The sequence below is a fragment of the Spartinivicinus ruber genome (assembly GCF_011009015.1).
GTDB classification, from domain to species: Bacteria; Pseudomonadota; Gammaproteobacteria; order Pseudomonadales; family Zooshikellaceae; genus Spartinivicinus; species Spartinivicinus ruber.
Genome location: NZ_CP048878.1, coordinates 6,168,374 through 6,192,551, shown reverse-complemented (window position 1 = coordinate 6,192,551; position 24,178 = coordinate 6,168,374). Strand labels below are relative to the sequence as shown.

Annotated in this window: 20 protein-coding genes; 16 read left to right on the top strand and 4 right to left on the bottom strand. The window is 37.4% G+C overall.

All coding sequences use genetic code 11. From position 1 onward, the window contains the following. Positions 1 to 3 precede the first annotated feature (3 nt). The 3 genes from G4Y78_RS27930 to G4Y78_RS27920 are packed head-to-tail and all read left to right on the top strand — an operon-like array spanning position 4 to position 5,885. A complete protein-coding gene (locus tag G4Y78_RS27930; RefSeq protein ID WP_163836213.1) occupies positions 4 to 528 on the top strand; it encodes a pilus assembly PilX family protein in 525 nt (174 codons plus the stop codon). 17 nt (positions 529 to 545) lie between these two features. Continuing rightward, on the top strand, positions 546 to 5,414 hold the full coding sequence (locus G4Y78_RS27925; protein ID WP_163836212.1) for a pilus assembly protein: 4,869 nt from the start codon (positions 546 to 548) through the stop codon (positions 5,412 to 5,414). A 12-nt stretch (positions 5,415 to 5,426) separates the two neighbouring features. Further along, the gene (locus G4Y78_RS27920) at positions 5,427 to 5,885 is read left to right on the top strand and encodes a type IV pilin protein (RefSeq protein WP_163836211.1); all 459 of its coding nucleotides are present in this window, start codon (positions 5,427 to 5,429) and stop codon (positions 5,883 to 5,885) included. 92 nt (positions 5,886 to 5,977) lie between these two features. Here G4Y78_RS27920 and G4Y78_RS31485 read toward each other — a convergent pair whose 3' ends face one another. Further along, a complete protein-coding gene (locus G4Y78_RS31485) occupies positions 5,978 to 6,490 on the bottom strand; it encodes an IS630 family transposase (protein ID WP_163836355.1) in 513 nt (170 codons plus the stop codon). A 38-nt stretch (positions 6,491 to 6,528) separates the two neighbouring features. Continuing rightward, the gene (locus G4Y78_RS31480; RefSeq protein WP_268935115.1) at positions 6,529 to 6,978 is read right to left on the bottom strand and encodes an IS630 family transposase; all 450 of its coding nucleotides are present in this window, start codon (positions 6,976 to 6,978) and stop codon (positions 6,529 to 6,531) included. Between the two features lie 95 nt (positions 6,979 to 7,073). Between G4Y78_RS31480 and G4Y78_RS31475 the strand changes: the two genes are divergently transcribed. From G4Y78_RS31475 to G4Y78_RS27895, 3 genes are all read left to right on the top strand, one after another. Continuing rightward, entirely contained in the window at positions 7,074 to 7,208 is a 135-nt protein-coding gene (locus G4Y78_RS31475) for a winged helix-turn-helix domain-containing protein (protein WP_163836209.1), read from the top strand. A gap of 109 nt (positions 7,209 to 7,317) precedes the next feature. After that, on the top strand, positions 7,318 to 7,965 hold the full coding sequence (locus tag G4Y78_RS27900; protein WP_222937603.1) for a type II toxin-antitoxin system HicB family antitoxin: 648 nt from the start codon (positions 7,318 to 7,320) through the stop codon (positions 7,963 to 7,965). A gap of 104 nt (positions 7,966 to 8,069) precedes the next feature. Next, complete coding sequence (locus tag G4Y78_RS27895; protein WP_163836207.1) at positions 8,070 to 8,465, top strand: hypothetical protein; 396 nt, start codon at positions 8,070 to 8,072, stop codon at positions 8,463 to 8,465. 300 nt (positions 8,466 to 8,765) lie between these two features. On the opposite strand, the gene G4Y78_RS27890 is transcribed toward G4Y78_RS27895, so the two are convergent. Then, positions 8,766 to 9,485 carry a hypothetical protein gene (locus G4Y78_RS27890; protein ID WP_222937602.1) on the bottom strand — a complete coding sequence of 240 codons (720 nt, stop codon included), beginning with the start codon at positions 9,483 to 9,485 and terminating at the stop codon, positions 8,766 to 8,768. A gap of 434 nt (positions 9,486 to 9,919) precedes the next feature. On the opposite strand from G4Y78_RS27890, the gene G4Y78_RS27885 reads away from it, so the two are divergent. The 9 genes from G4Y78_RS27885 (at position 9,920) to G4Y78_RS27845 (ending at position 21,126) form a co-directional block, all read left to right on the top strand. Continuing rightward, positions 9,920 to 12,103 carry a purple acid phosphatase family protein gene (locus G4Y78_RS27885; protein ID WP_163836206.1) on the top strand — a complete coding sequence of 728 codons (2,184 nt, stop codon included), beginning with the start codon at positions 9,920 to 9,922 and terminating at the stop codon, positions 12,101 to 12,103. Positions 12,104 to 12,158: 55 nt separating this feature from the next. Further along, positions 12,159 to 13,388 carry a HupE/UreJ family protein gene (locus tag G4Y78_RS27880; RefSeq protein ID WP_163836205.1) on the top strand — a complete coding sequence of 410 codons (1,230 nt, stop codon included), beginning with the start codon at positions 12,159 to 12,161 and terminating at the stop codon, positions 13,386 to 13,388. Positions 13,389 to 13,696: 308 nt separating this feature from the next. Then, entirely contained in the window at positions 13,697 to 14,221 is a 525-nt protein-coding gene (locus G4Y78_RS27875) for a GspH/FimT family pseudopilin (protein WP_163836204.1), read from the top strand. 43 nt (positions 14,222 to 14,264) lie between these two features. Then, positions 14,265 to 14,861: a type IV pilus modification protein PilV gene (gene pilV / locus G4Y78_RS27870; RefSeq protein WP_163836203.1), complete on the top strand. Its 597-nt coding sequence runs from the start codon at positions 14,265 to 14,267 to the stop codon at positions 14,859 to 14,861. After that, on the top strand, positions 14,854 to 15,666 hold the full coding sequence (locus G4Y78_RS27865; RefSeq protein ID WP_163836630.1) for a PilW family protein: 813 nt from the start codon (positions 14,854 to 14,856) through the stop codon (positions 15,664 to 15,666). The genes pilV and G4Y78_RS27865 overlap by 8 nt, the downstream gene beginning before the upstream one ends. A 126-nt stretch (positions 15,667 to 15,792) precedes the next feature. Then, positions 15,793 to 16,248, top strand: a complete 456-nt coding sequence (locus tag G4Y78_RS27860) for a PilX N-terminal domain-containing pilus assembly protein (RefSeq protein WP_163836202.1) — start codon at positions 15,793 to 15,795, stop codon at positions 16,246 to 16,248. A gap of 113 nt (positions 16,249 to 16,361) precedes the next feature. Further along, on the top strand, positions 16,362 to 19,412 hold the full coding sequence (locus tag G4Y78_RS27855) for a PilC/PilY family type IV pilus protein (RefSeq protein ID WP_163836201.1): 3,051 nt from the start codon (positions 16,362 to 16,364) through the stop codon (positions 19,410 to 19,412). A gap of 261 nt (positions 19,413 to 19,673) precedes the next feature. Then, complete coding sequence (locus tag G4Y78_RS27850; RefSeq protein WP_163836629.1) at positions 19,674 to 20,093, top strand: type IV pilin protein; 420 nt, start codon at positions 19,674 to 19,676, stop codon at positions 20,091 to 20,093. Between the two features lie 94 nt (positions 20,094 to 20,187). Next, positions 20,188 to 21,126, top strand: a complete 939-nt coding sequence (locus G4Y78_RS27845) for a pyridoxal-phosphate dependent enzyme (protein WP_163836200.1) — start codon at positions 20,188 to 20,190, stop codon at positions 21,124 to 21,126. Positions 21,127 to 21,431: 305 nt separating this feature from the next. On the opposite strand, the gene G4Y78_RS27840 is transcribed toward G4Y78_RS27845, so the two are convergent. After that, positions 21,432 to 21,980, bottom strand: a complete 549-nt coding sequence (locus tag G4Y78_RS27840; RefSeq protein ID WP_163836199.1) for a gamma carbonic anhydrase family protein — start codon at positions 21,978 to 21,980, stop codon at positions 21,432 to 21,434. A 119-nt stretch (positions 21,981 to 22,099) separates the two neighbouring features. Here G4Y78_RS27840 and prlC point away from each other — a divergent pair, with 119 nt between their 5' ends. Then, the gene (prlC, locus tag G4Y78_RS27835; RefSeq protein ID WP_163836198.1) at positions 22,100 to 24,130 is read left to right on the top strand and encodes an oligopeptidase A; all 2,031 of its coding nucleotides are present in this window, start codon (positions 22,100 to 22,102) and stop codon (positions 24,128 to 24,130) included. The last annotated feature ends 48 nt before the right edge of the window (positions 24,131 to 24,178 follow it).

Genomic DNA, 24,178 nt, shown 5'->3' with positions numbered 1-24,178 from the left:
GATATGAAAAACCTAAACAAACAGCAAGGGGTAGCGTTAGTATATTGCCTGATAATTATGCTAGTGCTAACCATTATAGGCGTAAGTATTACCAGTTCCTTAACCAGCAGTACTAAGTTAATTGCTAATCAACAAGCTAATCAAATAGCATTAGAAGCAGCAGAAGTCGCTTTAATGGATGCAGAACAGTGGTTATTTAGTAAAGATAATCCAGAACACTCACCCATAGGAACTGAACAGACTGATGATTTAAAAGTATGGTATTATGATCCTACTAATAAAATATGGCAAAATAAAGAGCACTGGAAAAAAGCGACCAAAATAACGAGCTATACCCCAATTGTTGGCACAAAAGAAAAGCCAAAATATATAATAGAAGACTATGGGTTTAAACAAAGTGGTGGAGCGGTAAATGACCGAAACTCTAACTCTGAAAAAAAAGTATTTTATCGAGTTACCGCTATGGGAAATGGCCCAGGAAATAGCACCGCTTATTTACAAACAATTATCATGAAAAATGCAGAATAAGGTATTATGTTGTAACTATGAGTAAAATGAATTTTAAAATAACGCTTATATCTTCTATTGTTTCTGCCTCTGTGCTTCAAGCATCATTAAGTTGGGGCGCTGACTTAGATATAGCCAATAAACCATTATTTATTTCAGCTTCTGAAGCACCCCTTGTCATGATGGTAATGGGGCGTGACCATAAGCTTTATTATGAGGCTTATAATGATGCCAGTGATTTAAATAACGATGGTAACTTAGATACTACTTATAAACCCAATGAGATGGATTACTTTGGCTATTTTAATTCAACTCTTTGTTATGATTACAATCAAGGTGAAGAAAGATATGAGCCTGTAGCCACAACTGTAACAAAAAACAGGGGTGGAAAAGAATACAAAAAAACCTGTGAAAATAATAAATGGAGTGGTGACTTTTTAAATTACTTAACAACGTCAAGAATGGATGCTTTACGAAAAGTATTATATGGAGGGTATCGCTCGGTTGATGAGTATGAACTGACGGTGCTAAGAAGAAGCTATATACCACAGGATGCCCATAGCTGGGGAAAAGAGTATACCAGCTTAGCGCATGATGGCTATCATATTAATGACTATTCGCCTTTGCCAAGTCCTCCTGCAGATACAAGGCACTTATTTGCCAATACCTCATTGCTTGATTATACAAGGTCTGCAAGACGTGACACTTTAAGGTTGACGCCTGTAGAACCAGCAATTGGCGAAAGTGTTAGTTTACCTCTTTTACGTGTAGTGCCAAGTACTGAAGTTCGCATTTGGGAGTGGGTGTCAAAAGAAAGGCCTGTTGCAGATGCATATACATCTAACCCAGCAACTACAAGTTTTCAACTAAATAGGGGGACTGTAATAAATGGTCCTGTTGCAAATAATTTATACGACTTTGCAGTGCAGGTGGAAGTATGTGATAAAGATTTCCCTACAGAAGATTGTAAAATATATGCAGGAAATCAAAAAGATGATGATGACAATTTAGTTTCTGTTTATAAACCAGTGGGAGTATTACAGGAGTATGGTGAAAATGAAAAAATGCGTTTTGGATTATTCTCTGGATCATATAACAAAAATACATCTGGTGGGGTTTTAAGAAAAGCTATTCGGGATTTTAAAGACGAAGTGGACCTTAGTACAGGGATTTTTACAAACATCAATGGAATTATTAGCACTATTGATAAATTTAGAGTTTTTGGTTTAGCTGGAGAGAGAGATTACTATACTAAAGAAGATAATGGGTATCGTTGTAAAGATAAAAAAGTGACTTATAACGATGAAGGGGAAATAATAGAAAATATTTATTATGGTGATTACTTTAACACCTTTAATGGTGAGCTTCGCCCATTACAAGATGGCAAATGTGTAGACTGGGGTAATCCAATAGCAGAGATGATGTATGAAGTTGTCCGCTATTTTTCAAACACAGGAAATCCTTCGCCGGCATTTACCTTTAACAATAATGGTAGTATTGACGAAGCATTAGGTTTAAATATTGCGCCTTGGAACCAGCCCTATAAAACAGCCGACAATCGCGCAGGCTACAATGTGTGTGCTAAACCTGTGCAGTTGGTAATTAGTGATATAAACCCATCCTACGATTCTGACCAAATTCCTTCTTCAATATTTAGTAGAGGTGTTGCTACTGCAACCAACGATCTGGTGGGATTTAATGTCAACGCTTTAGCACAAAACATATGGAATAATGAAAGCGAAAACCTACCTTCATCTAATGTATTTATAGGGCAATCAGCTTTAAGAAATGATGCAGATGGATCCAATGATCCACTTGATTTAACTATAGAAGAAGGGAACAAGAAGCCAGTTGTACATTATGATGGCGCCCCAACAGCCAAGCCTATCTCTTCTTTTGGGAATATTAGAGGGTTAGCACCGGAAGACCCTAATAGACAAGGTAGTTACCTTTCAGCTGCAGTAGCACTATATGGAAGAAGTAATAAAATCAGTTCTGGAAGGTATATGATTCAAGAAGGGGTTGATCGCCCCAACAACCTGGAAAATACAGGGGAAGAAATGCTAACTTACTCGGTGGCATTGGCTTCTCCGCTCCCTAAAATAAAAATACCAGTTGGTGGTAATACGGTTACGTTAGTGCCTTTTGCCAAAACAGCGAATGGTACCTTTGGGGAACACAAGCCTACCAACCAAATTGTTGACTTCTATGTAGAAGAAATTAAAAAAAATGATAATTCAGGTTCCTTCAGAATTAATTTTGAAGATGTGGAACAAGGTAACGACCATGACATGGATGCAATCGTTCGGTATGAATACCAAGTTTTGGCTGGTAATAGAATACAGATTACCTTGCGCTCAGAATATGCAGGTGGTGGTGCACAACAACATATTGGCTATGTAATTACTGGCACAACTAAAGATGGTATTTATTTAGAGGTAAGAGATAAAGATACCCCTTATATATCTGCACAAAATGCTGGTGACTATCCTTTAAATACACCACCAAGTGAATGGGCTGATGGAACCGTCACAGGTAAAAGATCTTGGCATGAGTATTTGGATGGTAGTGGAACAGAAGGAAGTCAAAAACTACCTTATGAAACAAGCAGAATATTTACTGCAGGGGGAGGTAATGGTAATGCAGTCCAGTTGGAAAACCCACTATGGTATGCCGCTAAATGGGGTGGCTTTATAGAAGAACCAGGTACAAAAAACAATATACTTGATCAACAAGATGAGTGGGATAGTGATGGTGATAACACACCAGATAGTTATTTCCTTGTCACTAATGCTAGCAAATTAAAAGATCAATTAAGAAAGGCCTTTCACAAAATATCACAAAGTACCGGCTCTGCCAGTGGGGTTTCTGCTAGCAGCACCTCTTTGAAGTTAGATACACTGGTTTACAGTGCAAAATTTGATTCTAAAAGCTGGACAGGTGAGGTAACTGCCTCCAGGTTTAATGATGCTAAAAATGGCTTTATTGAAGTTTGGAATGCATCTGAAAAAATTGATACACAATCATATAATTTGGGAAGAGAAATACTCACCTTTGATCCATCATTTGGTACTAAAGGTCGGGGAGCAAAATTTAGTTGGGATAATATTAGTGCAGCCCAAAGGGCTATTTTAACTAATACAGCCCCTGATGTAGTTGCAGATAAAAATGAGTGGGCTAAAAATTTAGTTGACTATATTAGAGGACGTAAAAACTTACCTAACTTCCGTCGTAGAACCAGTGTGTTAGGTGATATAGCCAACTCAACTCCCCAATACTCTGGAAAACCACCACAGTATTATCCTACTTATTGGGATAGTTCTACACCAGAGGGTAAGGCTGGTAGTGAAACTTACAGTAAATTTACCCGTGATAAAAAAAATAGAACACCTATTCTGGCGGTAGGTGCTAATGATGGTATGTTGCATATTTTACAAGCTGATAACTCAGCAAATGGGGGTAAAGAGTTATTAGCTTATGTACCCTCCAAGGTTTTTGAAAACCTACATAAATTAGCAGATAGCCAATACACTAGTACCGATAGCCATACTTACTTTGTTAACGGTACACCTACTATTTCCAGCGCTTTTTATGATAGTGAATGGCACACAATATTAGTAGGTACTTTAGGTGCAGGTGGCCAGGGCGTATTTGCTTTGGATATTACTGACCCCGCTAGGTTTGATGAAACCAATGCTGGCAATATTGCTCTATGGGAATTTAACGATGATACAAACGAGCAAAGTAGTGATTTAGGCTATACATTCAGTAATGTAGAAATTGGCCGATATAACAACGGGCATTGGGCAGCCGTTTTTGGTAATGGTTATAACAGCACTGAAAATGATGGCAATGTGGGATCAGGTAATGCAGTTCTGTATATTTTAGATATAAAAACGGGTGATGTATTAAAGAAAATAGATACTAATGTCGGGCCAGCTCAAGACCCTCAAGGACTTTATCGCCCTAATGGACTTTCTTCGCCAATAGGTGCAGATATTGATGGCGACTTTGTTGTTGACTATGTATTTGCTGGTGACTTATTTGGTAATTTATGGGCGTTTGATGTTAGTTCTAGTGATGAAGACAGCTGGTCTGTACTGGGCGGTGAGCCTATTTTTAAAGCCAGCAGAAATGGTAAACTAAGTTCTATCACAGTGAAGCCAAATCTAACAGGAAGACCAAATACCAATAAAAAAAGTGATTTAATGATATTTTTTGGTACTGGTAAATATTTTGAAAAAGGCGATAAAAATATTGAAAATAACTCAACCCAAACTTTTTATGGCTTAAGATTTGACCCAACTGAACCAAAAATTATTCCTTCAAATAGAAGCACTTTATTACAACAGAAAATTATAACTGTAGAAAATAATAAACGTCTAATTACTAATCATAAAATCTGTTGGAATAAACCCTGTGAAGGTGAAACCGCTCCAGCAGGAGGCCATGATGGATGGTATATGGATTTAGTTGATACTGGAGGACGCAAATCAGATGACAATGAATTAATAGCAGGTACTAATACCGATAACAAAGGCGAAAGAGTGGTAACCCAGGGGTTACTATATGGTAAGAGTGTCTATTTTAACACGATGCTACCTAGCGAATCTGTTTGTGGTATTGGTGGTTCTGGTTGGCGAATGGCACTTAATCAAGAAAATGGAGGTTATATTAAAGATCAACCAGCTTATGACTATAACGGTGATGGTTCTTTTGACGAGAATGACTCTGTGGATGGGCATATGCCCGGGGGAACTAGATATGATGGAGTACCATCAGGAGTGGAGCCTATTGGCGATACAGCAACAGACCAAAGTTCTAAAACAGAACTCAATAATAATAAGCTTAATCCTTTATTAGGCGCAGAAGGCCGCAAAAGCTGGAAACAATTAAAAACACAATAAGGTGTAGTATTAATGCAAAAACGCAGTCAAGGTTTTACCTTAGTTGAACTGATGATTGTGGTGGTAATAGTCGCTATTTTAGCAGCTGTTGCTATCCCGTCTTATCAAGAATATGTTCAAAAAAGCCGTAGGGCAGATGCCCAGAGTGAATTAATGAAATTTGCTCAGGCAGTAGAAAGGCATTATGCAAAACAGTACAACTATAAAACAGCAGAAGCAAAAGATAATAGACCTGCTCCTGGTGTATATGTTAAAGAAGCTCCGAAAGATGGAGATAAAAAATATTATGATTTATATATTTATGTTAATAAAAAAGGTGATGGCTATAACCTTAGGGCTGTGCCAAAAGCAGACTCTCCACAAAAAGGCGATGGAGCATTGACTCTTACATCCTCTAATGAAACCTGCTGGTATAAAGACCAAGACACTATACCTGATGATAATAGTGGGTGTATACGCTGGAAAAGCTAACTCCAACTTATAAATCTAAAAAAGCCGCTTTTAGCGGCTTTTTTGTTGACTGTTTTATAGTCAGATATTACTTTTTATACCAATCCTGTTTATTAGCTTGTTAAAACAGCCCAACATCTGGAGCACAAGCTTTTAATGTTATTTTTCTTATTCACAAATACATTCCATGCCTCACAACAAGACTCAACAATATCATTGAAATTTTTAAAACAACGGTTTGCCAGTGAATCTTCTCTCAGTTTTTCCCATATCCGCTCTACCGGGTTAAGCTCTGGGGAAACGGGTGGTAAATTTAATAGCGTGATATTCGCAGGTATTTCTAGGCGATGAGTCGTATGCCATGCCGCTTGATCAACGATAACCAGTCCGTGTCTTCCCTTAGAAATGGCTTTTGAAATTTCTGTTAAGTGCAACCTCATTGCTTCTGTGTTAGCAATAGGCAATACAAGAGCCACTCCTCTATCTTTAGCAGGACAAACAGCGCCAAAGAGATAAGCTGACTCAAACTGTTGTTGCTTCACCACTCGTGGACGCGTACCTTTCTCTGCCCAAATACGCGTACAGGTATTTTGCTGACCCACTCTCGCTTCATCTTGAAACCAAATATCAACTTTATCTGGAGAAACGGATGAGGGAAGTACTTTTAGGGCCTCTTTTTCAAAGTTTTTTTAAACGCTTGCTGTTTATCTGGGCTATGGTTAGGATGTTTAGATCTTGATGTAATCCAAGAAAGTCCTGCTTTATGCAATACCTCATAAATACTACTTAAGCTGTAGTCTATATTAAATTGTTCTAGCAGCAACTGTTGTATATCTTTACCCTGAATTCTGCCGCCTTGGCGATTGTTTTGTAAGGTAATAACGGCCGCTTTAAATTCATTATATTGTGAAGGACAAAGAAACGGTTTTTTTCCTCTACCGGGTTGTTCATAAAGTCCTTCAAGGCCATCTCGTCTAAAACGGTTGAGCCAGTCCTGAATGGTATTATTTGATTTCCTTAATGCTCGTGCTATTTCAGTTTGAGACCAACCTGCTTGTAAATGAGCCATCGCTAATAAGCGAAGCCGTGTTCTTGGATGTGGCTCTCTGTTAATTCATCTGGAATAGAAGCAATCCTTGCCATTATTAAATTCCTAGTCAAATTAAGTGAAATACTGTGACAAGGTATTTTACAGATTATTTACCATGATTGGTATCAGATATTGCTAATAGTTTGCCTGGCGTCAGTCATGAAACAATACGAAATGTTATTCATGAATTAAAAGCAGCAGGTACTATTCAATTAAAAGGTAAAGGACGTGGCGCAAAATGGTATCGGGCTTAACTACTACCAAAAGACTTACCACAGCAGCAACATTCTTTATCTGTTATACTTCACCAACATCTTAAAACTCTCAACATGGAGCCATTTGAATCAACAAGGATTGAATGAATTGAAAGACGAACGAAAAAAACGAGATGAACGAGCAAAACAAGATAAAGATAGTAGCACAGCATTATATCCAATTTATCTCCATGCTAATGAAAATGGTGCTGTTGATGGCTTCGCACCTGGTGTGACAGGACTGACTTTTACTGGTGAGGATATTGAGTCGTGCATTCGGGATGCTGGCAATACCTTTCATACTCACTTTGCGATGTTGGCTGAGAATGGGCAATCAATACCAAAAGCGACAAGAGTTGAACAGCATCTTACAGATGATGTATGTAAAGATGGCTTCTGGTTTATGATTGAAGTAGATGCTAGCCATTACAGTAAAAAAGTTTCTAAGTCGATTACAGCAAAGGCAACATATAACGTCACAATAGATACCTCTGATATAGCAACAGTTTGCCAAGATTTGGCTGATGACCCAATAATAGCCAAAAACTATATGCTGAGGTTGGCACTTACTCGGGCAATTACAGAGCAAATTAAACGCTGTGAGATGACTAATAATGATGCAGCAAGAGTGCTGGATATTTCACATACGGCAGTCAGTGTATTACAAAACGGCAACCTTGGTAGGTTCGAGTTAGATGATCTTGTTAATATTTCTCATAGATTAGGCTTTAAAATTTGTTTGGACTTGGCAGTTTAGCTAACCAATAGTAACTTGGTAAAATAAGACTAGTAGTTGGTTATTTTGCATCTATACTGAGTTAGGCGTTTAATAATATCAATTATTTGCACAAGGAGTGTTGCATGCCTAACCCAGTTACTGGTACTCAACTGATTAATATTGATCCTAATAATAAGTTAGTTAACGTTGCTGCTTATGCTCAATCTAGTGGTAATCAAACTGTTGTTATTAAAAATTCAAGTGGTAAAGTCGTTTTCCAAGCACAAGGAAAAAGCAGTAGTGGTGGTGAGCTAACTAGCATTGGAGAAGGTTCATTTTTATCTGATGGAAATGGAACCTATACAGTAGAGCTAACACCAAATGCAGGGATCTTACCTTGTGAGTCTGCCTGTGTATATCAAGGTGCTCCCTATATTCACACTTATAGTTTTGCAACCAATGATGGTGGTGCAAATGCTGGTGACAAAGACTTTAATGATTTATATGTAAATATTACTATTTATAAAAATAAAGGTTAATTATTAGCTATTAATGCTTATTTAGCTTAAAAAGAAATAACTATAAAGATATAAAGAAAGATTATCAGGCTGGTGGTGTGAATCACTAGCTTTTTTTATTTTATATATCCTTATCCTGGGAGTGTACTTTAAAACATTCTTCTATTACTATTATCAGGCATAAAAAAATAATAATAAGCCTTAAATTAAAGTTCTTAAATTAAAATTATAGTTGTAATAATAAAAAAAGCGCCGACTAATGAAGCCGGCACCCTAATACTAAGGCATCATACATTTAATGAGTGTATATTAAATAACTTCTTATGCCTGCTCTGCATAGACATTGCTAAGAGATTGTACGGTGATAGAAGCACTTTGACTGTTTTGAGTACTATCAGCATTAATCCAAACGAGTTGTTGTCCATTACCTTGTAGGTTCCAAGGGATTGATTGAGTAGTAGACTCATTTATTTTAACCAGGCTTTGAGAGTTGCCTGCATATTTAATTACATTACCTGGGTCTACAAGTTTGTTTACAATCATCACTTCAGCTTGATGCTCAGCAAATTGAACAGCAATAAACTGGTTTATATCGCTTTGAATTTGCGCAGCATACCAGTGTGATTCGGGAACAGCATAATAACGAGTAAACTTGTTGAAGCTATGCCGATCGCCATCTAAAGGAAGTTGACGGTTTTCAATACCTTGTGTATTAGTAGGCATTTTAACACTACCAATAAATGCTTGAATATCAGCACCAGGGCTGCCTTGAAGAACTGCAGCTGATACGGTATTTGTTTCACTACCATCAACAAAACATAAAGCAGCTAATCCTTGGTTACCAGTTGTACCAGGTACAACAACTTGTACAGGAGGCTGGCTGTTTGACCAAACGACACTAACACTTGTATCTGCATCATTTTGTGCTGCGTTATAGAAAAACAGACAGTAAAGTTGACCATTATTTAAGTTGCCAGTACAGGTTGCAGTATCGCCTTGTTTTAGAGTGATTAACTGACCATCGTTCCAATTAATGCTCATAATATTCTCCATAATATTTTAAATTATTTATGTGACACAAAATTGATGCAATTTTTGCTAATTAAATATTACATCACTCTAAATAAGAATAGACTGGTGTCACTAGATATATGTGAGTGTTAATTTCCTTGAAAGTGCAGTCAAGATCTAGAAAAACCTCACAGCACATTCCATTGCATTACACACGATAGAACTGTAGCAGCAAGAATATAAGTTTGCCGAGAAATAATTAAAAAATTTAAATGATTGATTTTTTTTACAAAATAATAAATAAAGTAAAATTTATAATAAAGTGTTTGATGTTACGGTTATGGGCGGCATTATTTTATTCTGTATTATATTTGTAATAATAAAGCAGTTAGCATGACATATTATTATTGTTAAATATGAGAGTATATTTACGTTAAGGTAATAAATAATAAAAGAGTAAATAAATGAAAAGTTTACCATACAAAGTAATATCTACAGGGGTAGTGGCTTTAATTATACTGTTCTCTCGTGTATCCATAGCAGAAATTAAACCCTATTTACAAAGCCCTACAGATAACTCAATTTGGGTATCATGGAAGACAACAAGAGGTGCTGAGTCATTAGTAGAGTATGGTTTGAGTCCAACAGATTTAGACTACACGGCTTCTGGTAGCAATCAAGCGTTGGAGATTGGTTATCAATATCATGGGGTACAGTTAACTGGCTTGCAAGCAAATACTTTATATTATTATCGGGTTAAAACAGGTACCGCATATTCGGTAGTACATCGTTTTAAAACCCAACCGAGAACAGGTGATAGAGCTGGTCACTATCGTATTTTAGTGATGGGTGATCACCAAGTTCGTAATCAAAAACGTTACGAGCAGTTAGTGAAAGCAGCTAAAAAGAAGCTAGAAGAAAAATACGCTACAACTATTGAAGAAAGTATTAATTTAGTTCTTAATGATGGAGATCAGGTAGATGTTGGTACGCTAGACCATTATGAAAACTTACATTTTGCTCAATCAGCCGCTATTTCTGCAAATATCCCAATAATGACTACAGTGGGTAACCACGAATACTATTCTGATGGCAGTTTAAAGAATTACCAAGCCCATTTTTTTTATGATGGGTTGAGCTATCAGAATATCTCTGGATCAGATAATGAGAGTTATTATGCTTACCAGGTGGGTCGGTTGCTAATTGTACATTTAAACAGTATGAAAGCTGATCAAGCACAGAAAAGCTGGTTAACTAAAGTACTGAATGTGGCAGATGCTGATAACAGTGTGGACTGGGTTATCAGTGTTATTCATCACCCATATCAGGCAGAGCAATATGTGGGAGATATTTCAAAAGTCCTACGCTATTCCTGGATGAAAATACTTGCTAGTACGAAAAAGCATGTATTGAATATTAGTGGGCACCATCATTTATACGCCCGTGGTCAAACCCGTGAATGGCCAATTTATCATATGATATCCGGTGGGACCGCATGGGACCAATACTGGGGACAATCCACGGAAGTGGATTATGATGATGTGCAAAAAACCATTGCCAATTGGGCATGGCAGATTATTGATATTAACCTGTCTACTCGTGAAATGACCGTAGAAACCTATGCAGAAGCCCACCCTCAATTATATCAGGCCAAAGGTTTCCATTATAATAGTCAGTTAATTGATTCATTTCATCGTAAACTGGATTTAACAAGACCAAATAAACCGTTTATTGAGAATAACATAACTACCCCTATAAAATTGCCATATGTGTTCAGGAGTTCATTATTCAGTACTATTGAGTTGGAGACAATTAACAGTACTCAGTTTCAAATTGCTACTGACGCTGGTTTTAAAGCACTTAAAGTAGATAAAATACGTGATTTTGAAAATATTTATGGTGATACGGGTGCTCCGAATTACGTACCTGTAGATATTAATGCAGAGGTAGATATTTTAAGCTGGACAATACCTGAAAAAGGGTTGCCAAATGGTAATTATTTTATTCGGGTAAGGCATAGAGATAAAAATATTCAATGGTCCGACTGGTCAAAAGTGAAAACATTTAAGGTAATTGAGAGTACTGATGGAGAAACTACTATTAGTTTAAATAAAAACAAATATCGCTCAAGTGAGAAGGTGTCAATTACTTATAAAAATGGCTATGGCAATGAAAAAGACTGGATAGGTATTTATAAAAATGACCAAAAACCTGGTTCAGTTTCATCCACACAATGGACATATGCAAAGAGTGCTTCGGGTGAGGTTATATTTAATGGTTTGCCTGATGGGGAGTATTTTGCTGGTTTTTTTGAGAGTGATGGCTATAAAGAAATTGCCGATCGTACTTATTTTTATGTTGGACCGGTTGTGGAGCTTAAGCTGCCAAAAAGTAAATGGAATGAGGGGGAGACAGTTACAGTTAATTGGTCTGGAGCAAGTGGTAACCATAAAGATTGGATAGGTATATATCATATAGACGAAGAGCCAGGTGAGCAGGTTTCAAGCAAGTGGCATTATGCCTCATCATCTTCTAGCACTTTATCTTTTAAAGGATTAACCAAGGGCGATTACTTTATTTGCTTTTTTAGTAATGATGGTTACTTTGAGCTTTCAGATAGGCTGAAGTTTTCAATTGTCAGCAATTAAATTGGTGCCTAATAAAAAATATTCATACTTAAGTCATCAATATAAAGAGTTAGAAATGATAAGAGCAATAATAACCATCACTTTTCTCTGGGCTATTTCATTTATAGCCTCAGCCCATTTAAGTGGATTTACAGATACCTCAATACAAATTGCTAAGCCAGGGGTAAAAATTATTTATACATTACCAAGTGATAATTTATTGGAGCTTATCCCTGGTAATACTGAAATAACACCACCAGCAACCTATATGTCATCTGTAGTTAATGGATGGGGAGTTTTTGCTAATAAGCGTACTTGTTTTCTATTCAATAGTACGGCAAAGGCTTTACCTAAAATTGCTTCTTATCAGTATGTATTGAGTTATGAGTGCCCACAAGGTATGGATGAATTGTCGATTCGTTATGCTCTGTTTACGGAGCAGTGGAGAGGTCACCAGAACTACTCCCGTATTTTTATGGCTGATAACAAGTTACGTATGAGATTTGCTTTTGATAAAAAAGAATTGGTAATTCCTATAAAGCAGTTATTAAATGAATGGGGTAAACCGCTAACGACTTCATTTCTTAGTTCCGATCCTCATCGACAGCTGCAAGTTGAAGGCTGGGGAGATTTACTCAGTAAAAATATCGATGACATAGTTGAACAAAATGTTGTTAAAGAAAAAGTTTCAGATAAAAGTAGTTATGCATTTAGTATTAATAACAGTAATTTAAGTAGCATTGAATCTTCATTTATCTGGATAGGAATAACACACATCTGGCAAGGGCTTGATCATGTATTATTTATTATTTGCTTGTTGTTGATTCCATGCGCGTTTAAACAATTACTACTATGGGTTACTTCATTTACCTTGGCACACTCAATTACTTTAGCTTTATCAGTGTTAGGAGTGGTATCTATATCTCCTTCTATTACTGAGCCATTAATAGCAGTAACAGTGATTATGCTTGGGCTGGAAAATATTTACTATTTGTATCGGCAACCCAACAATAAATTGACAATTGAGAAACGTTATCGCAACCGTTGGTGGGTCATTTTCTGTTTTGGTTTGATACACGGCATTGGCTTTAGTTATTTATTACAAGAATTAAGTTCAGGGGAGGGAATATGGGGACGGTTACTGATGTTTAATCTTGGCGTAGAGCTAGGACAAATTGCAATTATTGCATTATTGTTACTCCCAGTATATGCAATGTTTAAATGGAAACATGGATTGAAGATGGGCGTTATTTCATCACTGCTAACCAGCTTAATAGGTACTGTATGGTTTATACAGAGGATTTAGATTATTGCTATATCTTTGTTACTTTATATTCTATTAAATAACTGAACTTACTTCACACAATTAAAAGCCAGAAATTTCCTTTCAAGTAATTAAGACTAACCTTAATTACAACAGTTGAAATATAGCCAATGTGAATTTTTTTTAGAGTAGGCTGTCCAGCAGCGAAGCCCCATGAGCCTATAAGTAATAGGTGATTGGGGTGAGGTGTGATGACAGTTAATTGCTCCTTCATTAACTGCATTTCCACCATCCGTGGTGGTCACAGCAACCGCTATAAATTATTCACGAAGGGTACATGGATGTGTATTATGAAAAAGGAAATCGCTGGCTTTACCCTCGTAGAGCTTCTCATCACCCTTACAGTCCTTTCTATTACTATTAATTATGCTGTACCAAGCTTTGATAGTATTATCCGTTCCTATAAATTAAGGGCTGAAACAAATAACTTAGTTTCAAGTCTTTATCTTGCTAAAAGCGAAGCAATCAAACGCAATCAAACAATTACTATTGGTAATTCAGGAAAAAAGTCAAATCATTGGGATAAAGGTTGGAAAATTTATACCGATGATGACGAAAAAGGAAATACTGCGTTTGATCCAGATAAAGACAAACTTATTAAAAATATAATGGACATACGTCAAGGTATTTATATTCTCTCTAGTCCTCAGCAACAAAATTATATTAGCTTCAAGCAAAATGGTATGCTTGCTGGCACTCAACGTCAAATAACTTTCTATGTTTGCAGTATTAGTGAGAAAGAAAAAAACAGGGAAATAGTAGTAAATTTAATAGGGCGGCCATCAGTAAAAATTATTGGTAAGTGCCCAGTATAAGCTTGGCAAATAGATCAATCATAAAATAAGAGGTGGCTCGATTATGGATATACCAAATTTCAAAAGACACCATCAGCAGGGTGCCACCTTTATAGAAATATTAATTTCTATTTTTGTGCTGGCCGTTGGGTTATTGGGGCAAGTAATGTTGCAATCGAAAGCGATGAATAGCACATTTGATTCATCGCAAAGATCACAAGCGATGTGGCTAGCTCAAGAAATAGTAGAGCGAATCCGAGTTAATGCTTTAGGATTTGAAAAGGGCCATTATGCAAATGCAATAAACCAATATCGTAATGGTTGTAAAAATAAAACAATGCCAATAAAAATATGTAGTGACTATAGCCATAATAGTGGTAGAACATCCGGCGTTAGCTGTAACTCGGAAGAACTTGCTTATTTTGATGCCTGGGAATTAATGTGTGGTTATGATAATAAAATTAAGTCAGACTTAAATGATACACTGGCAAACATAACAGCAAAAATTGAATGTTATGATGGTAATCAGGCATCGAACTGTCCCAATAAATTATATAGTGTAGTGGTTGGGTGGAATACTTCATTTGACAAAAAAATTAATCTTAATAAACATAATAATAACCTTACTGGCAGAGTAACAGTGGTGGTTAATCATGAATAAAAAAACTATTAGCCTAAAAATTCCACTCATAGCCAAACAACAGGGACTATCACTAGTTGAATTAATGATTGCTATACTATTGGGCTTAATTCTTACAGCTGCTAGCCTGCAGATTTTCCAGTCGCTAAGTATGACATTTAGGCATAATAGCCAGTTGGCACGTACACAAGAAAATGGCCGTTTTTCATTAGAGTTGCTATCTAGGGATATTCGCATGGCTGGTTATCGTAACCCAGATAAAGGCGAACTTTTAAATTATTTTTATGTGGAAGCTACTAATGAATGTAAAACCAGTGATAGTTTTTGTACAAATGATGGTAGATCTAATCAAAGTGATCGTATAGCAATACAATTGGAAGCATCTAATGAGGTAGATTGTACAGGACATAAAGTTGACTCAGAGAAGATAGTGGTTAATGTGTATTATTTAGCCAAACAGGATGATTTGTCTATTCTATACTGCCGTGGTTATGATCCTGATAAAAAAATCTGGTTATCAGATCCTGCTCCATTAATTGCCGGAGTTGATACTTTCCAAGTATTATATGGTATTACTAATGAAGATGGCTATGTTACTCAATATATTAATGCAGCTAAAGTAACAGACTGGTTAAAGGTAAGAGCAGTAAAAGTTGGTATTTTAGTTAATTCAGGTGAGGCTAGTGGTTTATCTTCAAGTAAAACACGTCATTATTCAGTATTAGATAGTGGAAAAATAAGCTTTTATGATAATAAAATGCGTTATATCTATAGCACGACTTTCACAATTAATAATTCTAGTTTGGATATGATAGGAAGTATTTAGCTAATGGATAATTCTAAAAATTTCTATTTTTAGAATTATCCTGAAGATAAACTTATTATGTTTCATTTTTAGATGTTAAAAGACAGCAAGAATAACCAAAGCGAATGGCATAAAGGATTAGTAACGATGAAACAAACAATAAACTCACAACAAGGTGCAACATTAGTTATCTCCTTAATTATGTTATTGTTGTTTATGCTGATTAGTATAAGTGCAGTAAAGTCAGCAAATTTTGAAGAGAAAATGACCAGTAATTCACAGTATGATATACAAATTTACCATGCGACTTACAGTGTTATTCAGCAGCATACAGTTAGCTTAAAACAGGATAATAAACCTTTTGTACAAGCGCTTAAAAGTAATACTAAAAAATATCAGCTTGCTGATAAACTCAATATTAAAAAAGTTAGTCAGGAAAGTGAATTAGAGTATTTATCTACTGGTGCGCCACCACCACAATTTAGCTTGAGTAAAGACTATGCTGGTTATCGTTATAAATTAAAAACCAAAGCTGAAATAACCAATATAGGCGCTTCATCTAATCAAGCTGTGGGTTTAATGTTGGCTGCACCAAAGTCATAATATACTCTTAGCTAACCATTTTTAGGTGTAAACATAAATCAGTATATACTCACAGCGATGGTAACAAGGCATAAAAATCATTCGCGAAGAGTATAGAAAGCCAGGAGAGGCTAATGAAACTTACTAACTTTAGACTACATTATTTGGCTTTCAGTTTTAGTTTAGCGACTGCTGGTTTAGTTATGGCTGATGATACTGAAATATTTTTCAAAAAAAATAGTGATAATAAAATAAAATCTAATGTTTTATTGCTATTAGATACTTCTGGTAGTATGAATGGAATGACAAAAGTATCTAGTGACTATGAATCTAAGTTTAAAATTAAGCCTCATAAGCCTAGAAATGGAAAATTAATGAGGTTGGAGATTGTACAGGATGTTGCATCAAATCTAGTGGAAATAACTAACGATATTAATATTGGCTTGGCACGTTTTGATGAGGGTCATGAAAGATATAAGGGATCAAATTATATAATACATGAGGGCGGTTATATAGACCTGCCATTTCTAGATATTACAGAACGAACTAATAAAAATAAATTTATAGAATCGATTAATAAGTATGAACCTAAAGGTAATACACCACTAAGTGAGTCTTTGCATGAAATGTTTATGTATTACTCTGGTGATTCAGTTGTTTATGGTAATGATACTGAGCCTGGTAAAAGCCATCCAGATTCAAGAGTGGGAAATAAATATAAGTCTCCAATTGATAATGAATGTCAATACAACAGTTTAGTTTTATTCACTGATGGGCAGCCTAGAGGAGATATCACGTCAAATAGCGATATTAGAAGATTGCTTCATGCTCTCAATAGAACACTTCCTAATGATTTAAATAAAAACTGTGGTAAAAGTATTTCAGGGTACGAGCAAAATGGAATGTGTTTAGATGAGTTGGCCTGGTATATGAAAAATAATGACATGGCCGATCACCTAGATGGAAAGCAAATCGTTTCGACTTATACGATTGGTGGCTTTGGTTTGAGTGGTGATGCAGTTGACTTACTAAAAAGTACTGCGAAACATGGAGGGGGAAAATATTACCCGGCTGATGATGTAGAAGGTTTGCAAAAAGCATTAGATGATATTATTAGCCGGGTGTTAGATATCAATACATCCTTTGTTACCCCTGCTGTTACGATTGATGCTTTTAATCGTTTGCAAAATAGCGATGAAATCTATTACACCCTGTTTAGGCCAGATAAAGGACCACGTTGGAATGGAAATTTAAAACGTTATCGTTTACGTGATGATAATACTGTTGTTGATGTGAATAATAATCCAGCTTTAAACCCAAGTGAGGGTGGTTTTAGTAAACAAAGCCAAAGTTATTGGAGTAGTGAAAAAGATGGTGCAGATGTATTGAAAGGAGGTATGGTTAGCCAGTTAAGCTTAAATAGAAATATATACACTTATACTGACTCCATTCCTCCTATTAATGTGAACCTAAATTTGTCAAGTAACAAATTTCACGAAGATAATAGTAATTTAACTTTTGATTTACTGGGTGAGCCCAATGCAGATGATAGAAAAGAAATCATCCAGTGGGGGAGAGGTGTTGATCTTGATGATGATGATCTGGATGGGCGTAAAGATGATATAAACCAGCGGATAGGTGATCCACTACATACTGCCCCCAGAGTTATTAACTATTTTAGTGATGTTAATAGTAAAACAAAAGATACAACAGTATTTTTTACAACGAATGAGGGCTTTTTGTATGCAGTTGATGTGGAAACAGGCGAAGAAGAGTTTAGTTTTATACCTCAAGAGCTATTACCCAATATTGCTGCATATCGTCGTAATGAAGCTAAAGATAATCAGAAGAAATTGTATGGTTTAGATGGCCCAATTGGTGTATGGCATTTTGATAAAAATGATGATAACGATTTATTGAGCAGTAATAATGGAGCGGCTGATACAGGAGAGCATTTATACCTCTATCTGACAATGCGCCGTGGTGGCAATAATATTTATGCATTAGATGTGATTAATCGACATTCTCCTATTCTGAGTTGGGTTATTAAAGGAGATTTAGATAAAGACGGTAAGGCTGATGTAACAGGTGATTTTAGAGAGTTAGGACAAACCTGGTCTAAACCAACTATTGCGAAAGTAAAATGGGAAGGGAAAGAAGAATTTAAGACGGTTTTATTTTTTACTGCTGGGTATGATCCTAGTCAGGATGAAAAGTCGACGATGACTCCTGATCAAATTGGACGAGCCATTTACATGGTTGATCCATCTACTGGTGAAAAACTCTGGGAAGCATCAGCACAAGCCAGTGCTAATGAAAAACTAACAGAAATGAAATACAGTTTTCCTGCCAACCTTTCGCTTGTTGATATCAATTCTGATGGAGCAGTCGATTATTTCTATGCCATTGATATTAGTGGACAAGTGTGGCGGTTTGATATTAATCAACAAAACAGTGGTAGTAATAACTTTGCCAAAGGATATTTACTGGCCAAGCTTGGTGAACCGACAGGTACTAGTGTGCGCCGTTTTTATTCGGCAGTTGATCCAGCATTAGTACAAAAGCGTGGCGCAAATAATAGCTACATTGCTCTTTCAGTAGGTTCTGGTTTTCGAGCACATCCCCTTGATAAAACGAATGCTGACCGTTTTTATATGATTAAAGATGACCGTCCATTTGGGCCAATAAATAGCGGTAGCTTAAATACAATTAATGAAAGTGATTTATATGATGCCACTGAAAACCTAATTCAGGATGGGTTAGATGATGATACTAAACAACAAGAGCTGGCTAAGCTAGATAATGCTGGAGGGTGGTTTATTCGGCTGGAACATGAAGGTGAAAAAGTGTTGGGTGAATCAACAACCTATGCTGGTGTTTTATTATTTACTACTCACCAACCCACTACTTCACAGCAAAATAAAGACCCATGCAAGCCTTCAGCGGGATCGGGTTTACTCTATGCCGTGAATTTACAAGATGCAACAGCTGTTGTGCCCACTGGTAACAGTAATGAACCACAGAAGAAAAACCGACATTTTATTTTGAAGAACGGGGGTATTCCCGGTACCCCTGGTGTTATTCAAAAAGGAGGTATTCCTGTTGTAGCTGTTGGCACTGAAATAAACAAAGATGCGTTAGAAGGCCGGGATACTTTATATAAAACGTTCTGGCGAGAAGAGTAACAGCTTTATACCCTTCTCGAATGATTTTTAGGGTTTGTTGTCGTCGCTAAGCACCATGGATGGTGTGAATGCAGTTTATGCAGGAGCAATAAACTGTCTTCACCCCAATCATTTATAAAAACATAAACTCGTGGGGGCAAGTCTGATACAGCAAGACTGGCGGTAGCTACTTTAATTTACATAAAAGTGCTACTGGAACTCATCGCTTGACGGCCGCCCCTAAAAACCATTCGCTTTGGCTACATATAAAAGGGCGTGAATATGGAAATTAGGTTTAGCAAAAATTCAGGTTATACACTGATTGAAGTCTTAATGGTTGTTGTTATTGTATCCCTACTGGCAACAGTTGCTTTACCAAGTTATCAAGACCAAATGATGCGAACAAGGCGAGCTGATGGCAAAACCATGTTGCTGGAAGTCATGCAGGCGCAGGAGCGGTATTTTACGGAGGAGCTTATTTACACAAAAGATCTTACCCAGCTTGGTTATGGTGATAAACGGGTGCCGAGTCATGAAAACTTTTATTTGGTTTCTGCCCATGAGTGTAGTACAGCTAATCCAGTTAGCATTACTGAATGCATTGAGCTAAAGGCTGAACCTGTCGGCGCACAGTTTGATGATGGTATTTTAGTTATCGATAGTTATGGTAATCAAAACCCACCTGAAAAGTGGAAATTGTAAGCAAAGTTATCACTGCAAATAAATTAAGCTTTTTTAGTAATTTCGTTGTTTGGTCTAATTCGTGCTATATTCGTTTCAAGCACAAGGAGTAATTATGACTGAACAGCATTTCTCACCTCTCCATTGGCAAACACCTGTTATCCATCATCAGCGGCTAAGTTTACAGGCGCAAAAACAAATATTGTTGAAAATGGAATGTTGGCAACCAACTGCGTCTTTTAAAATTAGAGGTATTGGTTTAGCTTGCCAGCATTATGCGTCACAAGGAGTCAAACACTTTGTGTGCGCTTCAGGTGGGAATGCGGGTTATGCTGTTGCTTATGCTGCTCGTCAGTTAAATATCCCAGCTACTATTGTTGTGCCAGAGACAACACCGGAGCATGCCCGCGAACTTATAGAAGAACAACAAGCAGACCTTGTTGTGATAGGTAAAGTGTGGGACGAGGCTAACCAGCATGCATTAGAACTGGCCGAAGAGTCTGATATAGCACTGATTCATCCATTTGATGACCCCTTTATCTGGCAGGGACATGCTTCAATAGTCACTGAGTTAAAACAGCAAATTGAAAAGCCTGATGCAGTTGTGCTTTCTGTTGGTGGCGGAGGGTTACTTAGTGGTGTAATAAAAGGCTTAATGACCGAAGGCTGGGGTGATGTACCGGTTATAGCTGTGGAAACTGAAGGAGCAGCTTCTTTTAATGCAGCAATGAAAGCGGGTGAACCAGTTGCCATAGATAAAATCAGGACCATCGCCACTAGTTTGGGGGCCAGGCAAGTAGCGAAGCAAGCAGTGAGAGCAGCCAATGAGCACCCGGTATATTCTATAACCGTTTCAGATCAACAAGCAGTGGCAGCCTGTTTAGCATTTGCCAACCATCAGCAAGTCATCGTGGAACCTGCTTGTGGTGCCACATTGTCACCTATCTATTGTGTCAATGAAGTACTGGAACCCTATGAGAAAATAGTGGCGATTGTTTGTGGGGGGATAACTACGGACTTTAGTACATTATGCGATTGGCACTATCATTTTTGAGAAGGTGGCAAACTACTGGGCTTGCAAATACGGCGTTAAAAGTCGGTTCAAAAGGTAGGTACAAACTCCGCTTTTTCAACGCCTTTTGCCTTGTCTTTGCTTCGCTCATAACTCTTTGCAACACTCTCAATCAATTCTAAACTAAATGACTGGACTCCACTCCTCGGCAATTGCTCCTGCTTGTTCTATTGGAGGTCATCTATAAAACCATGCATTGACTGCATTTCCACCATCCTTGGTGGTTAATAACTAAGGTAACAAAGCCTAAATTGTTATTCTCTGTAGCTATTGATAGCTTTTATGTGTCAGCTCTGTGATTGCTCCACTAAATATTGATTCTTCAGCTTTACATAATTTTCTGCGCTGTATTTAAAGTAACTCAACTCTTTATCTGTTAGTGCTCTCACCTGTTTGGCTGGGCTGCCTACATATAAATAGCCGCTCTCTAAAGTTTTTCCTGGGGGAACCAGGCTTCCTGCACCAATCACGACTTGTGACTCAACTACAGCACCATCCATTATTGTTGCTTTCATGCCAACCAATACTTCGTTGCCAATGGTGCAGCCATGGAGCATTGCCAAGTGGCCAACAGTAACATCATCACCGATGATTAGTGGATACCCATCTGGGTTGTAAGTGCTAGCATGGGTGATGTGTAAGATAGAGCCATCTTGGATACTGGTTCTTGCTCCAATTGTAATCGAGTGCATATCACCACGAACCACTGCTTGAGGCCATACGGAACAATCTTCACCAATAGTGACATGACCGATAATAGTGGCAGTTGGGTCAATCCAAACCCTATCAGCTATTTGGGGGCGGTGGCCTTGAAACTCGCGTATTATTGTAGACATATCGTTTTATCCTCTATAGGCATCAAGCAATGGTGTGACTGCCTGCTCATTGAATAATGAGCTGATCAAACCCATTGTAATAGGTAATTAGTAGCTATCTTAGACTGATAAGGAACACTATGACTAACCCACTGTTAGAAAGCCATGAACTGCCTCCCTTTAGTGCTGTAAAACCTGAGCATGTTGAGCCAGCCATAAATAAGTTAATCGAAGAAAGCAAGCAAGCTATTGATGAGCTGGTCAAACAAAATTCTACAGTGAGCTGGGATTCAGTGAATGTCCCGTTGGAAGAAATTAGCGACCGCTTTAATAAAGCCTGGTCTCCAGTAAGCCATTTAAACTCTGTGGTAAATAGCCCAGAGTTAAGGGAGGTATACAATAAGTGTCTTCCAAAGCTTGCTGAATATGGCACTTGGTTGGGTCAACACCAAGGTTTATTTAAAACCTACCAGGCATTGGCTGACTCTGTAGAATTTAAAAAGCTGGATGTTGCTCAACAAAAAGTGGTTACCAATGCGTTAAGAGATTTTCGTTTATCAGGCATAGCCCTAGAGGGTGAAGCAAAACAGCGATATGGTGAACTGAAAAAGCAGCTGTCAGAAAAAACCAGTCAATTTTCCGACAATGTGTTAGATGCAACTCATCACTGGGAAAAGCATATCACTGATAAAAGTGAATTAGCAGGGTTGCCAGAATCTGCATTAGAAGTAGCAGAAGCCGCTGCTAAAGCTAAAGACTTAACGGGTTATTTATTAAACTTGGAATTTCCCAGTTATTTACCAGTGATGACTTATTGTAAAAACCGGCAACTGCGACAGGAAATGTACACGGCTTTTTGTACTAAAGCATCTGATCAAGGTCCAAATGCTGGCAAGTGGGATAATAGCTCGTTAATAGATGATATTTTAACCTTGCGTCATGAATTAGCTCAGTTACTTGGTTTTAATAATTATGCAGAACTGTCATTAGCTACCAAAATGGCAGAATCTCCTGAAGAAGTGGTGGGCTTTTTGAATGAACTTGCTGAAAAAACCTATCCAGTTGCCAAACAGGAGTTTGCTGAGTTAACGGCATTTGCCAAGCAACTGGATGGCTTAGAGCAGCTAGAAGCTTGGGATGTTGCTTATTATGCTGAAAAGCTAAAACACGATCGCTATGATATTTCTCAAGAGCAGTTACGGCCTTACTTCCCTGCTGAAAAAGTTGTTTCTGGTATGTTTGAGGTGGTCCATCGCTTATTTGGCATTAATATTGTTGAAGTTAATGGTGTGGATGCCTGGCATAAAGACGTTAAGTTTTTTAATGTGGTTCGTGACGGTAAAATTGTAGGGCAGTTTTTCTTAGACCTTTATTCCAGAAGTAAAAAACGCAGTGGTGCCTGGATGGATGAGTGCCAGGTAAGGCGCAAAGTAGCGGATAAAGTACAAATTCCTGTTGCTCATTTGGTATGTAATTTCACACCACCTGTTGGAGGTAAACCGGCATTATTAACCCATGATGAGGTCACGACTTTATTTCACGAATTTGGCCATGGGTTACATCATATGCTTACCCAAGTGGACTATATGGATGTTTCTGGTATTAATGGAGTGCCTTGGGATGCGGTGGAACTACCTAGTCAGTTTTTAGAGAACTGGTGTTGGGAAAAAGAAGCATTAACATTGATTTCTGGTCACTATCAAACCGGTGAGGTGTTGCCTGAAGAGATGTTAAATAAGCTGTTGGCAGCAAAGAACTTTCAGTCGGGCATGATGATGGTACGGCAGTTAGAGTTTGCGTTGTTTGACTTTAAATTACATCTGGAGCATCAGCCTGGTATGGATGTTCAGAAAGTAATAAATGAAGTTAGACAACAAGTAGCTGTGGTACCTGCCCCTGAATTTAACCGTTTTCAAAATAGCTTTTCACATATTTTTGCTGGTGGCTATGCGGCAGGTTATTACAGTTATAAATGGGCGGAAGTATTATCAGCAGATGCTTTTTCAAAGTTTGAAGAACATGGAATCTTTGATCAAATCACCGGCCAACAATTTTTAACCAGCATATTAGAAAAAGGTGGCTCTGAAGATGCTATGAAGTTGTTTGTGGATTTTCGTGGCCACAAACCCAGCATTAAGCCATTATTAAAACATAGTGGAATCACGCAATAGAGGGTGACCCAGCCACTGTAGGGCGAACAGTAACTTTAATTGAGATTA

What these genes read in the sequence shown, in the direction of transcription:
- G4Y78_RS27920 (WP_163836211.1), top strand. Translation starts at nt 5,427, where the DNA reads ATGCAAAAACGCAGTCAAGGTTTTACCTTAGTTGAACTGATGATTGTG.
- G4Y78_RS27840 (WP_163836199.1), bottom strand. Translation starts at nt 21,980, where the DNA reads ATGTCTACAATAATACGCGAGTTTCAAGGCCACCGCCCCCAAATAGCT.
- G4Y78_RS27885 (WP_163836206.1), top strand. Translation starts at nt 9,920, where the DNA reads ATGAAAAGTTTACCATACAAAGTAATATCTACAGGGGTAGTGGCTTTA.
- G4Y78_RS27880 (WP_163836205.1), top strand. Translation starts at nt 12,159, where the DNA reads ATGATAAGAGCAATAATAACCATCACTTTTCTCTGGGCTATTTCATTT.
- pilV (WP_163836203.1), top strand. Translation starts at nt 14,265, where the DNA reads ATGGATATACCAAATTTCAAAAGACACCATCAGCAGGGTGCCACCTTT.
- G4Y78_RS27890 (WP_222937602.1), bottom strand. Translation starts at nt 9,485, where the DNA reads ATGAGCATTAATTGGAACGATGGTCAGTTAATCACTCTAAAACAAGGC.
- G4Y78_RS27855 (WP_163836201.1), top strand. Translation starts at nt 16,362, where the DNA reads ATGAAACTTACTAACTTTAGACTACATTATTTGGCTTTCAGTTTTAGT.
- G4Y78_RS27850 (WP_163836629.1), top strand. Translation starts at nt 19,674, where the DNA reads ATGGAAATTAGGTTTAGCAAAAATTCAGGTTATACACTGATTGAAGTC.
- G4Y78_RS27930 (WP_163836213.1), top strand. Translation starts at nt 4, where the DNA reads ATGAAAAACCTAAACAAACAGCAAGGGGTAGCGTTAGTATATTGCCTG.
- prlC (WP_163836198.1), top strand. Translation starts at nt 22,100, where the DNA reads ATGACTAACCCACTGTTAGAAAGCCATGAACTGCCTCCCTTTAGTGCT.
- G4Y78_RS27860 (WP_163836202.1), top strand. Translation starts at nt 15,793, where the DNA reads ATGAAACAAACAATAAACTCACAACAAGGTGCAACATTAGTTATCTCC.
- G4Y78_RS27845 (WP_163836200.1), top strand. Translation starts at nt 20,188, where the DNA reads ATGACTGAACAGCATTTCTCACCTCTCCATTGGCAAACACCTGTTATC.
- G4Y78_RS27865 (WP_163836630.1), top strand. Translation starts at nt 14,854, where the DNA reads ATGAATAAAAAAACTATTAGCCTAAAAATTCCACTCATAGCCAAACAA.
- G4Y78_RS27875 (WP_163836204.1), top strand. Translation starts at nt 13,697, where the DNA reads ATGAAAAAGGAAATCGCTGGCTTTACCCTCGTAGAGCTTCTCATCACC.
- G4Y78_RS27895 (WP_163836207.1), top strand. Translation starts at nt 8,070, where the DNA reads ATGCCTAACCCAGTTACTGGTACTCAACTGATTAATATTGATCCTAAT.
- G4Y78_RS27925 (WP_163836212.1), top strand. Translation starts at nt 546, where the DNA reads ATGAGTAAAATGAATTTTAAAATAACGCTTATATCTTCTATTGTTTCT.